This window comes from Streptomyces sp. MCA2 (assembly GCF_023544705.1).
Classification (GTDB): Bacteria; Actinomycetota; Actinomycetes; order Streptomycetales; family Streptomycetaceae; genus Streptomyces; species Streptomyces decoyicus.
The window spans coordinates 46,150-60,157 of the sequence record NZ_JAMJFM010000016.1 but is presented as its reverse complement, the minus strand read 5'-3'; the positions used below and the strand labels follow the sequence as shown (position 1 = coordinate 60,157).

General features: G+C 65.5%; 11 protein-coding genes and 1 pseudogene. 6 read left to right on the top strand and 6 right to left on the bottom strand.

The window, feature by feature from the left end; genetic code table 11:
• Positions 1–10: 10 nt before the first annotated feature.
• Genes M8I34_RS15690 through M8I34_RS15675 form a run of 4 tightly spaced genes read left to right on the top strand, consistent with a single transcriptional unit; the run spans position 11 to position 4,190 of the window.
• Positions 11–610 carry a type IV toxin-antitoxin system AbiEi family antitoxin domain-containing protein gene (locus M8I34_RS15690; RefSeq protein WP_250050082.1) on the top strand — a complete coding sequence of 200 codons (600 nt, stop codon included), beginning with the start codon at positions 11–13 and terminating at the stop codon, positions 608–610.
• On the top strand, positions 607–1,503 hold the full coding sequence (locus M8I34_RS15685) for a nucleotidyl transferase AbiEii/AbiGii toxin family protein (protein WP_250050081.1): 897 nt from the start codon (positions 607–609) through the stop codon (positions 1,501–1,503). The genes M8I34_RS15690 and M8I34_RS15685 overlap by 4 nt, the downstream gene beginning before the upstream one ends.
• A 1-nt stretch (position 1,504) precedes the next feature.
• Complete coding sequence (locus M8I34_RS15680) at positions 1,505–3,013, top strand: N-6 DNA methylase (RefSeq protein ID WP_250050080.1); 1,509 nt, start codon at positions 1,505–1,507, stop codon at positions 3,011–3,013.
• 1 nt (position 3,014) lies between these two features.
• On the top strand, positions 3,015–4,190 hold the full coding sequence (locus M8I34_RS15675) for a hypothetical protein (protein ID WP_250050079.1): 1,176 nt from the start codon (positions 3,015–3,017) through the stop codon (positions 4,188–4,190).
• Here M8I34_RS15675 and M8I34_RS15670 read toward each other — a convergent pair.
• From M8I34_RS15670 to M8I34_RS15660, 3 genes are all read right to left on the bottom strand, one after another.
• Positions 4,162–4,884 (bottom strand): RadC family protein, encoded by a 723-nt coding sequence (locus M8I34_RS15670; RefSeq protein ID WP_250050078.1) that lies wholly within the window; start codon positions 4,882–4,884, stop codon positions 4,162–4,164. The genes M8I34_RS15675 and M8I34_RS15670 overlap by 29 nt on opposite strands.
• Before the next feature lie 19 nt (positions 4,885–4,903).
• Positions 4,904–6,625, bottom strand: coding sequence for a DUF262 domain-containing protein (locus M8I34_RS15665; protein WP_250050077.1), 1,722 nt, complete (start codon positions 6,623–6,625; stop codon positions 4,904–4,906).
• Positions 6,626–7,104: 479 nt separating this feature from the next.
• The gene (locus M8I34_RS15660; RefSeq protein WP_250050076.1) at positions 7,105–8,601 is read right to left on the bottom strand and encodes a hypothetical protein; all 1,497 of its coding nucleotides are present in this window, start codon (positions 8,599–8,601) and stop codon (positions 7,105–7,107) included.
• Positions 8,602–8,682: 81 nt separating this feature from the next.
• Between M8I34_RS15660 and M8I34_RS15655 the strand changes: the two are divergent.
• Together M8I34_RS15655 and M8I34_RS15650 are read left to right on the top strand one after the other, a co-directional pair.
• Positions 8,683–9,194: pseudogene (locus M8I34_RS15655) on the top strand (hypothetical protein); the annotation flags it as partial.
• A 188-nt stretch (positions 9,195–9,382) separates the two neighbouring features.
• A complete protein-coding gene (locus M8I34_RS15650) occupies positions 9,383–10,225 on the top strand; it encodes a PE-PGRS family protein (protein WP_250050142.1) in 843 nt (280 codons plus the stop codon).
• Here the strand turns inward: M8I34_RS15650 and M8I34_RS15645 are convergent.
• From M8I34_RS15645 to M8I34_RS15635, 3 genes are all read right to left on the bottom strand, one after another.
• On the bottom strand, positions 10,155–11,240 hold the full coding sequence (locus M8I34_RS15645; protein ID WP_250050075.1) for a hypothetical protein: 1,086 nt from the start codon (positions 11,238–11,240) through the stop codon (positions 10,155–10,157). The genes M8I34_RS15650 and M8I34_RS15645 overlap by 71 nt on opposite strands.
• A gap of 899 nt (positions 11,241–12,139) precedes the next feature.
• Positions 12,140–12,616 carry an NUDIX hydrolase gene (locus tag M8I34_RS15640; protein ID WP_250050074.1) on the bottom strand — a complete coding sequence of 159 codons (477 nt, stop codon included), beginning with the start codon at positions 12,614–12,616 and terminating at the stop codon, positions 12,140–12,142.
• Between the two features lie 10 nt (positions 12,617–12,626).
• Positions 12,627–13,856 (bottom strand): helix-turn-helix domain-containing protein, encoded by a 1,230-nt coding sequence (locus M8I34_RS15635; protein WP_250050073.1) that lies wholly within the window; start codon positions 13,854–13,856, stop codon positions 12,627–12,629.
• Between the last annotated feature and the right edge of the window lie 152 nt (positions 13,857–14,008).

Sequence of the window (14,008 nt, the reverse complement as noted above, 5' to 3'; positions counted from 1 at the left end):
GGCTGGAGCAGTGCTCAGGGACCGTACGGACACCAGGGCTGCCCTCTGGCGCATCGCCGGCGGGCAGCGTGGTTACTTCACAGCAGCTCAGGCGCTTGAGGCTGGGTACTCATATCAAGCCCAGCGGTACCACGCCCAGCGTGGCAACTGGACGGCCGTCGACCGTGGTATCTACCGCTTCCGTGAGTTCGACGTCCTGCCTGGCGGTGAGGACGACCATCTGGTCCGCTGGTCCCTGTGGAGCAAGGGGCGCGCGATCGTTTCCCACACCACCGCCCTGTCTGTCCACGACCTGGGGACGGCCAACCCCTCACAGATCCACCTCACAGTCCCTCCCGGCTTTCGACAGAAAGACGGTGCCGTGATCCTTCACCGGGCCGAACTCGCCCAGGACGAGATCGAGGAGCGTGACGGCTACCGCGTGACGACACCGGTACGGGCGATCATCGAGTGCGCGGCCGCGCAGGTGGACCAGGACGTAGTGGACTCCGCCGTCGCCGAGGCTCTGGAACGGGGGCTGGCCACCCGGCGACGCCTCCTGCACACGGCCCAGCGGCTGGGCGCGCGACCGGAACTCGGTATCGAGCGGGCGCTTCAGGAGACACAGTGACCGAGCGCTATCGTGACGCCACCGCGCTCCGGCGGGCCCTTGAGGTCCGGCTCAAGCAACAGGCAGCCGATACCGGTACAGATCTAGCTAGGCGGCGCCGTCTCGTCGTCTTCGACCGAGTCGCAGCCCACCTCTCCGCTGACCCGGCAGCGGGCTGGGTTCTCAAGGGCGGGGCAGTGATGGAGTTCCGTCTGCGTGGCAGAGCGCGCACAACCAAGGACATGGACCTCGCTGCCCGCCCGGACGGCGAACCAGGACTTGACGGCCCAGCAGTGCGTGAACTCCTCATCGACGTACTCGCAGTGGACGAGGACAAGGATGGCTTCCTGTTCCAGGTGTCCCCTCCCACCGAACTCAGGGCGGACACGGCAGGGCGGGGCGGCTGGCGTTTCTCCGTCGAGTCCCGACTGGCGGGCAGGACCTTCGCGACCGTGCGCATAGACGTCGTCGCACGGGGAGAGGAGATCGCCCTGACCGAGAGGCTTCCGCTGCCCAACACCCTGGGCTTCGCCGGAACTCCGCCCCGGGACATCGAGGCTGTGGATCGCCGCCAGCACTTTGCCGAGAAGCTGCACGCCTTCACCCGCGACTACGGCGACCGACCCAACACCAGAGTCAAGGACCTGGTGGACCTGGTACTACTCATCGAGAGCGGCCTGGTCCCGGACACATCCGTAGTCGATGCCGTACGGCATGTATTCGCCGTACGGGCGACACATGAGGTGCCGGCGGTGCTCCCGGAACCACCGCCGAGCTGGGCCCAGATCTACCCCGAACTGGCCGAGAGCCTCACCGACACTCCCCCTCGACTCGACGCCGCGCTCGACCTGGTGCGCGGATTCTGGTGCGAGGCATCTGACAACGGCGAAGCCGAACCGAAGCAGAAAGACTGAGATGGCGTCCACCAAGAAGAAGGCGGCTGTGGCCACCACGTCAAGGGCGCGACTCGCGTCCGTTATCAAGTCGGCACGCGACACCATGCGCAAGGACGCCGGCCTCAACGGTGACCTTGACCGCCTCCCCCAGCTCTCCTGGCTGCTGTTCCTCAAGGCGTTCGACCAGCGTGTCGAGCAGGTAGGGCCGCTGCTTGACCCCGACTACCGTCCGGCGATCGAGAAGCCGTACCGGTGGGAGGATTGGGCGACGAAGCCGGACTTCAGCGGCAACGAACTGAAGACCTTCGTCAACGACGAACTCATCCCGCATCTTGCCGGACTGAAGGGCGCCGACGGCGACGCCGAGGACCCGCGGAACGTTCTCTCGACCATCTTCAAGGACGTCAACAACCGCATGCAGTCCGGGACCCTCCTACGGGACCTGGTGAACCTGGTGGACGAGATCCACTTCGATTCCTCGGACGACATCCACACGATGGCGTTCCTCTACGAGTCGATCCTCAAGGAGATGCGAGACGCAGCCGGCGACTCCGGCGAGTTCTACACCCCTCGCCCCGTCAACCGCTTCATGGTGCAGCAGTCGTTCCTCAAACTCGGGGAGTCGATCCTCGACCCGGCCTGCGGTACCGGTGGCTTTCTGGTCCAGGCGTACGAGGACCTGGTGCAGCGGGTGGAGACCGACACCCAGCGCAGGCAGCTGCATGACGACATCCGCGGCATCGAGAAGAAGTCTCTCCCATACCTCCTGGCCAGCATGAACCTGCTGCTGCACGGTATCGGTGCACCGCGGTTGGTCCGAGAGAACGCCCTGCTGCAGATGCGGGACGTGACGGCAGCGGACCGGGTGGACGTGGTGCTGACGAACCCGCCGTTCGGGGGTGAGGAAGAACGGTCGGTGGTCGAGAAGTTCCCGAAGGGCTACCAGACCCAAGAGACGTCCTGGCTCTTCCTGCACGCAATCCTTGACCAGCTGAAGAAGGGTGGACGCTGCGCGATTGTCCTGCCGAACGGCAGCCTCTTCGCCAGCGGCGAGAACAGCATCGGTGCCCGCATCAAGCAGAAGCTGATGAAGGAGTGCAACCTGCACACCATCGTCCGCCTGCCCCAGGGCGTCTTCGCGCCGTACACCCAGATTCCGTCGAACCTGCTGTTCTTCAAAAAGGGGCAGCCGACGGAGGAGGTCTGGTTCTATGAGGTCTCTCCCCCGGAGGGGCGCCGCGGCTACACCAAGACGAAGCCGATGCGGTTCGAGGAGTTCGACCCCTGCGTGGAGTGGTGGGGCGGAGAGAAACGAGAGGGCCGCGAAGAGGGCAGTAACGCCTGGAAAGTATCGGTCACCGATATCGAGAGGGCCGAATTCAACCTCGACATCCCCAACCCTAATGGGGGACTGGAACTAGCGCATCGCCCTCCCGAGGAGATCGTGGATGAGCTCATTAAGACAGAAGGCGAAATTTTGGATCTGCTTAACGAGTTGCGCGACACACTGAAGGGTGAGAGTGAGTAACGTGGACTTTCGCCCTCTCTCCGATGCCCTCTACGAAGACTCGCATATGTGCGACTTGCAGGCGGACAAATGCTATCCGATCACGGGCATTTACAGTTTCGGGCGCGGATTGATTAAACGTCCCGCAATTCACGGGGAAGAAACTTCTTATCCGCGAATGGCCAAGCTAAAGTCCGGGCAGGTCGTTATGAGCAAGCTAAATGCTTGGGAGGGGGCCCTGGCTGTAGTGATTGATCTGTTCGATGGCACCTATGTGTCGCCGGAGTATCCTGTTTTCAGCGTCAAAGAAGAGAACGCCGATATCGGATATATTCGACATCTGTTGGCGTGGCAGGAACTGTGGAACCGCCTTACCCCTCGCGGTTCCATGGTGCGGCGCAAGAGAACCACTCCGGCTACGCTTCTGGCAACCGAGGTGCCGCTGCCCGATCTAGACGAACAGCGTCGCATTTCCGAAGAGTTGGATGCTGCCCTGCATCGCCAAGCGAAATCCTTTTCTTCTGTAACTTCACGTGCAGAGCTGGTCCTTGCTGCTGCCGATTCCAGGGAAGCGCAAATTTTCGAACGGGGGCTGAAAGGCGGGTGGGATCTTAAGCCCCTTAGTGAACTTGCCGACGTGAACCCGCGAACCAAGCGGCCTGAGGGTGAAGAAGTCGTTGCGTTCATTCCCATGGCCGCAGTAAGTGGCATTACCGGGACAGTTGAGAAGTCGGAATATGTGGCTGCATCTGACGTCGGTAGCGGCTATAAAATGTTTCGTCGCAATGATGTAATTTTCGCTCGCATCACTCCTTGTATGCAGAACGGGAAATCTGCGGTTTTCCAGGACGGGAAAAGCGAGTATGGATTCGGGTCGACGGAGTTCCATGTAATCCGCCCTCGTGGTGCGGTTGAGGGTCGGTGGATTCATCGCATTGTGCGTTCCCGGAACTTCCGCGAGACAGCTGCCCTTCACATGACAGGGACTGCTGGGCAACAGCGAGTGTCTGCTAAATACCTGCAGAATGTACAGATCCCAGTTCCCTGCAGTATCGATCAACAGCATGAGGCTATTGCAGAGCTTGATAATCTACAAAGGGTGCGGTTGCGATTTCGTGCGTTGCATAATGCGCAGCTCGATGATCTGAAATCCCTCCGCCCTGCCATCCTCAATGCCGCGTTCTCCGGTCGGCTGTAGTTGACCCCGGAGCGGCATCTCCATTCGAGGTGGTCTCCACCCGTCGCCACTCCCGGTCCGTGACCACCACATGGTCCAGGAACCGAAGCCCGACCGCTTCCGCTCCCGCCGCCAGGCGGGCTGTCGCGCGGCGGTCGGGCTCGCTGGGCTCCACGCGGCCCGTGGGGTGGTTGTGGGCCACTCCGAAGGTCGTGCCGCCCGTGGCCAGGACGAGGGCCAGCACATCGCGGACAGGAAGAAGAGAGCGGTCAACCGCGCCCTCGGTCAGCGTCGCCTTCCGCAGGACCACGCCAGCCGCATCGCACACAACGACCACGACCCGCTCATGCCTCAGGCCCGTCAGTAGCGGTGCCGCGGTCCTGGCCAGGTCGGCGGATCCGCGGACGTATTGCCGACTCTCGACCTCGGCCGGTGCTGCCCGGCGCCCCAGCTGAAACGCGGCCGCGATGCGCGCCGCCTTCGCTGGCCCCATCCCCCGTAGCCCCGCCATCAGCTCATGTGCCGGTGTCCGGGAGAGTTCGTAGAGCCCGCCGTGCCGGGCGATGAGCTGCCCTGCCAGCTCCACCGCATCGCAACCGCCCGTGCCCGAGCTGATCAGCAGGGCGAGGAGTTCGCGGTCGGAGAGCGCTTCCGCTCCTCGGTCCAGCAGCCGCTCCCGGGGCCGATCAGCAACCGGTACATCCGCCATCCGCATTCCGGCCCCACCTCACCCATCAGTCCGCAGAATCGCGGTCGATCGGTTCGTCCAGGAGTGAGCCGGAGTCCGCTTCCTCCTCCAGCCCCTCGTCATCGGGCAACGACTGCGCCTCACCTCTCGCGGCAGGACTCGCCGGTCCCGCCGCTCCACCGATCAACTGCATCAACCGCCGGTGCAACGTCTCCGACCTCACGCGCAGAAATGTGTCGTAGTCGTCCCTCAGTGCCGCCTGGTAGGCGTCTTCGTCTACCAGGCAGGTACTCAACCGGTCACGTAGCGGTCCCTCGCCCTCGATGTCGGCCAGGTCCCGCAGATACTGCGAGGGTGGCCGGTCGGTCACCCAGATGTTGCTGTGGGAGGTCAGCATGACCAGATTGCCGCAGACGTTCGCGCCGGCGCTGCTCACCCCGCGCGATCGCAGAAACGCCTTGGGAAAGAAGTGATGGAACTCCTTGTCGTTCTGCCAGGACAAGGCTCTGCCCACGTCGATCCGCTGCCCGGTGAGCAGGTCCAGCGGGTCCTCGTACGCAAGGAGGAGAGCGAGGAGCTTGCTCGGTGCGTTCCGTTTGGAGAAAGCGCTCCGCCGCCACACGGCGCTCCGCGGGAGCGCCGCTCCCGTCTCGATCTCTTGGGCCTCACCCTTGGCGAATGAAGTGATCGCCTGCAGGTCGGGACCCATCTGGGCCTCGCTCCAGCCCTTGAAGTACTCACCGCTCGCGGTCAGCCAGAACCAGCGGCGCAACGCGTCGTACTGCGCGGACGAAGGCTTCGGTAGCTGCCGGAACACTTCGACGAGCACCGCGAACTGGTTGTAGTAGGGCAGCGCATCGGCCTTCGGTGTACGGATCTGGGTGCTGAGGAAATCCACCGCCCGCTCGGCCGCCTTCGCCGCCTCGGCCACAGCCTCCCGCAACCGCTCCTTGTCGAGTTCTCTCAGACGGTTGATGTCCTTGGTGGAGAACCCGAATCCGGAGGCAACCGCGATCGTGCGGAGCATGGTCTTGGTGTCGACCCGGCCGTAGCGCTTCGCGTCGAGGACCTGGAGCAGTGATTCGATCTCCTCCTTGAGGTCGAAGTCGGGGCTCCATGTGCCCGCCCGCGCCACGTCGACGATGTTCATCGTCGTGCCCGTGCTGTTGATCCGTACGAAGACCTCCGCCGACTCCTCAGCCGACATGTGGTCCAACGTCACCACTGGCACCAGGTAATTGGCGAACTGCTCGTACAGCTCGGTCGCGCGCTCGCGCAGCTCGGGGGACAACTCGGCCACCTGCCCGAAGAGAGAGCCCGCCGAGCTCACCTTCCGCATGGGGATGATGTGCGGCCCCATCGGGCTCTCCGGGGTGCGCTGGAAGAAGCGCTCCTCTTCCAGGTCGTAGGCGATGTCCCAGGAGCCGGTGCCGCCGTGCAGTGCGCCGATGATGCTGGCGAGCCTCTGCTGGCCGTCGAGGATGTACTTGACCGGGCGACCGGGACGCGGCGGGTCCACCTCCAAGCCCGCGACGGTCTCCTCGCTGGCGAGTTGCTCCGTGGTGTCCCACAGCAGCAGGCTGCCGATGGGGTAGTTGCGCAGCACCGAATCCAGGAGGTGGAGGATCTGGTGCGGCCCCCACACGAACGCCCGCTGGTACTTCGGCAGCACGATCTCGCCGGTCAGCACACGGTCGGCGAGCCGGGAGACCGGCACGATCGTCGGTTCCGGGCTAGCGGACTGGCGCCTGCGGCCTGTTGCGCTCACTGAGCATGCCCCCCATAGGCCGTGATCTTTGGAAGATTGTTCGCTGGGGATTCTACGGAGCAGCACTGACAGACAGACGTGCTCGAGACCGGATCGGCACGGATGCTTCGGCACTGTCGTGCCCAGCAGAGCTCACTCTCACGGCGGCCGGACGCTGGCGGCCTTCAGGAGGACGGGAGACCTTTACGCACGGTTCTGCGGGAGCCCGCGGGTGAGATCCCCCGAGCCACCCGACAGGGGTTGCCCCCAACACGCTTTCCAAATGTTCGTCTGGGGGTCCGAGGGGGGCCGGATACGCCCTGACCTGCGATGGAGCGGGTGAGGATGGGGCCTCTGAACGGTGCCGGGCGTGTGTGAATGAGACCAGAACTGAGACCATGGTTCATTCGGGAGGCCAAGCGTGGCTGGTCGAATCAGCCCTGGTAGCGCCGAATGCCTCGGCCTTGCAACGGCGGCGAATCTGTCTTGGCCAGCAGCCGCTATTCGGCCTCGGCGTCCAGGTCGAGCGCCTCTTCCTCGACCGCGAGGTAGGTGTCTGCGGTCGCCGCCTCCAGAAATCCCTCCTCCCGTGGGAGTGCGAGGCGCGGAGCCAGATCGATGAGGTGCATCCAGGAGCCGCGGTCCCCCATCGTGAAACCGTCTCGTACGGACCGGAGCTGGTCGTCCCGCTGTTCCTCTCGGACTTCTCGCAGGTACTCCTGGACCTCGGCGATCCTTTTTTCGTACGCGCGATCGCTCATCTGTCGTCCGGGCAGCCGCGCGAGTGTACCGTCCACGGGCTGAACTTCGCGGGGAAGCTCAGCCAGATATTTGGGCCGCTCTTCCCGGACCCGGGCGACGACACGACGCTCCGCGTAGGCCAGCGCACGGCACGCGCCGTACAGGCGCCGTGACATCCCGAGCATGAGATCCGTTCCCGGCAGTCGTCCCGCCAGCATGTCCAGGCCGTTCTGTTGCCTAACGGCCTCGTCGCCGGCATCAGGAGGGACGTGGCGGCGCAGCTCGGTCGTCGCGCGGTCGCTTTCCAGTAGTCGGATCAGATCTCCTCGCGCTGCCGATCCTTCCTCGCGCCTGCCAACAGCCGTGATGCGCAACCCGTCCCGGGGGAGTGATGTCAGCGCCAGATATGTCAGCATGCGCGACCGAGCGAGCTCCAGGAGCGCCTCGTCGTCCTGCTCCAGCGCTTCTTCGTCAGTGCTGTCCCCAGAGCCGCCACCAGAGCCGCCACCGGAGTTGCCAGTCTTCGGTAGGCCCTCGACATCGATCATCATGAACAGACGCCGTTCCAAGCTGGTGCCGCACAGCACCTTCTGGTGCGTAACGGGCACAAGGGCGCCGATGTCCAGTTGCTTCGCTCCCTTGATCCGGGGACGCAGGCCGAGCCGACGGCTCCCTTTCGCCTCGACCAGCCAGAGCTCGGACGTGGCCGGGTGCGTGCCGAACAGGTCCGGCAGGCTGGACGTCTTGGCCCAGCCGGGTGCCGCACCCTGTGGTATCGCGCTCTCGGCGTGCGTGGTGGGACCGAGCCCCATCCGCCGGCAGGCCCATTCGGCCATCGTCATGCCGACGTGGTAGCCGAAGGCGCTACGAGTCGAACTCTCAGTTCCGTGGGAGTAGACGACGCTGGGCACGACCTCGCGCCCGGCGCGGACGAGGTAGGCCGAGAGGGGGTACCGGCGGGCCATGATCTCGCGGCGTGCGAGACGGGGGGTGGCAGCGATCCAAGGGCCGATGTTCCGTCCGACGGTGATCGTGGCGTCGAGGAGGGCACGCCACGTCGTCCCGACCAGATACGCGCCGTCTACAGGGATGCCAGCGCCCTTGGGCCAGGGCTGGTGGGCCGAAGCCACCTGTGCGGGGGAGGGGCGTGGCGCCGGGGTCAGCGGAGAACTGCGGTGGAGGAATACGGGGACGTCGAAGGCGTCGGGTGCGGATAACGGGTTATCCGCGGTCCCCGCCCAGGCAGGCGGCTGCATGAGCCCACTGTGCCACTGGCTCGCGCCGCCGGGTGAATAAAACGAGAATTGAGACCACCGGACGGGCAGCGGACTACCTGTGGAGACAGCGTGCTGGCCGTTGATCCGCAGCTGCCAGACGAGTGGTGGCAGGCCCTGAACTCCTCGGCGGATGCCCTCGCTGAACAGCGCACCCTCCGCATCGCCACGCCGGACACCGTCACCATTACCCAGGCCGGCATTACCGAGGCCATCAGCAGCGCCTTCACCGGATCCTTCGACACGGTCGTGGAGCGATGGGCGCCGGCCCATGCGGATCTGAACTGGGCCAACATGACCGGGCCGACGTTCTGTCTCTTCGACTGGGAAGACTGGGGCAACGCACCCCGAGGACTGGATGCCGCATCACTGTGGGACAACTCCCTCACCGTCCCGGGGCTGGCCGACCGAGTACGGCAGAGCGGCGTAGCGACTTCGAGAGCCGGGACGGCAAGCTGATGACGCTGATCGTGTGCGCGAAAATCCTCGGACCGGATGCACACCCGGAGGACCCTCGGTTGGAGCCCGCCCGCCAGATGGCGGAGCAGGTCATCGCAGAGCTTCAGGTGGGCTGACCTCGTAGCTGGCCCCGGAGAAGGGTCCGCCCTTGGACTGCTGGGACGGTTGCCACCGTGAACACCGTTCGGCCAACTGGGACGGAGCGGCGACCCTGGCTGGGGACATCAGAGGGCGCTGCTCTCCATCTCCTGATCTTTTGGCAATGGCTAGGAGATGGGAGGAACTGACCTGGCTGAATAGGCACATGGAGATTGGTGAGAACTGGGCCTACCGCGCCAGGCCGAAGGAGCTGGGCGCCGCGGTTCGCCGCGTCGAGATCGTTCGAGTGGGTGGGAGCGGCAGGTCTGGATGGCTCCACGTGCGGTTTCTGGAAGGTGATGACGCGGGACTGCAGGAGTGGGTCAACCCGAATTCTCTCGTGGCGCGTTGGGAGGACGCCGAGGCGTTCCGCACGGACGACGCGCGCGAGCTCGCGCTGGCCGAAGCGTCGCGGAGCGTCCGAGGAAGCGTCGAATTCGAGGCGGCGCGGTTTGTACTTGGATTTGTCCGCCCGAAGAGCAAGCTGCGCCTGCGGCGCGGCGCTGCTGACGCCGGGATCTTGGAGATGAGCTGCCTCGACGAAGGCGCCAGGCTTGTCGGGATGGAACCCGCGGAGCTTCGGGGCGATCCGATGGTCCACGAGAATCGCGAGGGGCAGTATCTGGCTGGGTGGCCGGTCACTGAGCGGCTTGCGCGTCACGTGGCCGACCGTCTTGCCGACGACATCCTCCCCGAGGTGGACCGCAGGCAGCAGGCTGTCGATCAGGAGCGCACCCAGTCCTCCTGGTACTCATACGGCCGCCGGGACGACCGCAAGCTGGACGAGGAAGCGGCCGTCCTGCGGACCGTCCGGGAGTGGTGCGGCCAGGACAAGGCGGATCGCTACGACGAGCTGGTCGCCCTGCGCGACGAGGTCGTCCGGCTCGGGAAGCTCGTGGAGAAGTCGGTGAAGGCCCTACGCGACCGCGGGCACGGTGTCATCGCCTCCACCATTGAGCGCGACCTCGGAATCCATATCTCCAGCCTTGGTCCAGACGTTCGTCGGTAAAGCTGCGCCACCGCTCCGGCTCCGGCTTGGGTGGGTCGGCTTCCGCCTTCGGTTCCTCCTTCTTCGGAGGCTTCTCTTTCTCAGGCCGCTGGGGATGCCATCCATCGAGGAAGGGGCGTAGTTGGTCGCCCGTGGGCTCCGCGTGGAGGCTGTGGGCGGTCAGGCCCCTGCCGGCCACGGTCGGGTCGAGCCGGTCGGCTTCCGCGTTCCCCCACGCTGACCACTCGTGTAGCCGCCCGGCTTCGTGGGCATCGTCCGAGACAGAGGCGGCCTCATCGAGCGCGGCGCAAAAGGCCCGCATCTCCCCTGCGGCCCGCCACTGAGCCAAGGCGGTGCCGAACCGGTCGACCCGCACGGCGTCCACTGCCTTGATCGTCGCGACGCTGACCGCCGCTTCCCACTCCCGCCGCGTACGCTCCTCCGCCTCAGCCTCCCGCCGACGGCGCTCCTCCTGCTCCTTGACCTCTCGCACACGGCGTTCCTCCTCCTGCCGCTCCCGCTCCTCACGCAGACGCTGCTGCTCCGCCTCCCGCGCCAGCCGAGCCTGCTCCTCTTCCTCCGCGCGGGCCTTCAGCGCCCGGAAGATCGAGCCGATCTGGTCCTCCAACGGTTTCTTGGCTGCGTCGCCCCAGTCCTTCTTCCAGCCGTAGTGGTAGCCGCTGCTGTAGCCCGAGCCCTGGCTGACGACCAGTTCTAGTTCGCCGGACGGTTCGAATCGGTGCACCGGGGTGACCCGCTGCCAGTCGTACGTTCGTTTTCCCGGCTGCTTGGGCACGTACCGGACCTGTTTCTGCCGCTCACTGAAACTGATCTCGTACGTCCTGCCATGGACCGTGAGCAGCGGCCTCGGCTGCCTGCGCTTCTTCGACACCGCGATCTCGCCATGCCGTGCGAGGGCCTGCTCAGCGAGGAGCCGAAGGAGGGAGAGCACTCGTGGGAGTACCTCATCCGAGATCTCGAAGGCGCTGTGGTCCGCGATGACCGCCGCGATCACGTCCTCGACGTCGGTGATCACTCGGCTCCGTGCCAGGCGGATCCGGTTCCACTCGGTGTCGTCCTCGCCCGTCACCCGGAGGAGGCCGAGGAAGAAGTCTCCCTTCGCCCGCCCGCTGTACTTCAGGTGGTAGCCCTCCGGCGCACACTGCCGCGCTGCGTCGAACGCCCGGCGGTAGCGGGCCCGCTCCTCGGCGCTCGGGTCCGGGATCCGAAGGAACCGACCGGCCTTCTGCACCTCCGCGATTAAGGCCGCGCCGACCTCCGCCGGCGACTGCCGTGGCGGCTTCGCGGTACGCGTTGGTGCCGGCTTCGGCTCAGGTGGGGGAGCCGCCCGCCGACGGGCAGGTGCCGCAACCTCCGGCTTCAGCCCGGCGGCTACCGGTCGTTGCTTGCGCGGGGCCGGCTCGGGCCGGTCCGGGTGGTGGCCGTGTTGCAGGTAGAAGCGACCGTCATCGGTGATCGCCGCCTGCCACTTCCCGCCACGCTTGGGCATGGTGATGAGGCCCCGGCTCTTGAGGGCACGGGCGGTGATGGCGAGTTCCGGGCTCGCAGAGGTAACAGGGTCCGTTCCCTCTCCGATGCGGGTGAGCAAGGCCAGCTGTCGATCGTTGAGCGGCGACCATCGGTACATGGTGACCGTCGTACCGGTCCCGTCGAGCGCCTACAACCAAAATGGTGATGTTCCCGCATTCTGCTGCCCGAGCGTGGCCACGACCGGACGTGCAGGTCCCCGCTCGCAAGGTGCTCATCGTCGGCGTTGGCGTGCGGTGGCCAGCAGGCAGAAGACGGCCCTGACGCTGCAGGAAAACCCTCCGGAGTGCTCGCGCGGTCACTTGGGCATGACCCAAGCCATCCTCGGCTCCACATCGACCACGATGAGCAATGTTCCGCGGTGGCCGGGGAGTTCGATATCGGGTTCTATGCGTCCGGCGCCGTTCCGTGTTCCAGGTAAGCGGTAGCGCCGTTGGCACGGGCCTGGATGCCAGCAGTGATTCGGCGTACGAGGCGAGGGATGGTGAGGTCTGGCAGCTGTTCCGCGTGGTGGAAGTCGAAACTGCGGAGCTCGTCGGCTTGCAGCGTGATTTGCTGGCGGTGGCCGGCGCTGAGTCGGCCACCGTCGAAGAGGTAGAGGACCTTATCGCCCTCTCCTGGGTTCGGTGCCCAGTCCACGACGAGCAGGCGGCCGATGCCGGGCTCGATGCCCAGTTCCTCGTGGACTTCGCGCACGCAAGCTTGCAGGGGGGACTCCCCCTGCTCGATGTATCCGCCAGGGATGTCGCGGTAGTTCTTGTACGAAGGCTCGACGAGCAGGACCCGGTCGGCATCGTCGAAGAAGAGGGCGCCGGCTGCCATGCGCGGGTGGGCCATCTTCGCTTCGTGCTCGTTCTCGCTCATTGGAGGGACTTTAACTGCCGACGACGCCGAGCCTGCGTGCCAGGTCTGCCACGGGCTGGGACGGGCGGCCTCGGGTACCGCGGACCCAGCCGACGACCAGTTCCCGGCTCAGGTAGTGGTGGCGTACCTGTTCGGGGGCGACTCGTTCGGCCTCCAGCAGGGTGGCAAGAGCTTCATCGGTCCGGTTCCAGGCGCTGAGTGCTCGGGCGACTTCCATGCTGTGTCGCACACGTCGTTCCACGGGCAAGCCACTGGTGTCGATGCGTTGCCCGAGATCCGCGGCTACCTGGATGTCTCCGAGCTCTCCGGAGGTTGCTACGCAATGGATGGCCACGTTCGTCGGGCCAAAGGCTGTCCACATGTGGTTGGCATCGGCACCAAGTCGTTGTGCGGTTTCGTCGGCTTCCCGGAGGAACGTCTGCGTGGTCGACCGGTCCTCCGCTCGGGCGGCCGCCATGGCACCGGCGAGAAAGAGTGTGCCGTAGACGGAGAGGTACTCGTCGTTCGCGGTGCCCAGGCCGGGCTGCATGACGGCTGCCGCATCGTTCACCAGTTGGATCGCCGCCGTGAAGCGACCGGTAGCCATCAGACAGTGCGTAACCGCTCGGAAGAGCGATCCTGTCACCGTGTTCCGGCCGCTTTGCTGCGCGGCCGCAAGGCCACGGTCGGCGGCGATCCATGCCAGTTCCGACTCCCCGACTTTGCCTAGGACCATTGCCGCACCGTGGTAGGCAAGGGCGAGCTGGGCATGAGCCTCCTGTCCTTCGAGCCCTCTGTACGCGTGGGATGCGGCAAGGGCATCGGTCAGAACGAGGGGAAGCCGTCGAGTGGCGAAGCCGTAGCGCGATACCTGGTAGGCGTCGAGGGCTTCTTTCACGTTGGCCCGCAGGTCCTCCAGGGCGGGCGCGTCCTCGTCGGGTGGGGATCCCAGCAGGGGGGTGAGCTGCTTGTAGTCCATGAGGGCTTCGCGCAGGGCGGGGACCGTGCGGCGTCCGCTGTCGTTCGACCACTCCAGGAGGGTCGGTTCAGCGAGCAGGTCTCCGAGGGAGACGTCGAGGGCCTTGGCGAGTGAGGTGATCACCGAGAGGCGGTCGAGCTCGATCCGATTGTTTTCCGCTTTGCTCAGCCAGTCCGTGGTGCGTCCGACAAGGCCAGCCAGGACTTCTTGGGAAAGGCCACGTCGGTGTCGGTACCAGGCGACGCGCTCACCGGTGGTCAGATGCTCTGTTATCCCTCGCATGTCCTGAGCATCACCTCGTGGCCGAGAGAGACCCCGGAAGGTTTTTCCGGGGTGTTGTGGGGCGCCGTACCTACTGTCGCAGGAGACCGAGAAAGCCGCCGGGTGATGTGGTCAATTCTCCGCACCTCGACTGGCTTTGGTGATCGGGCCTG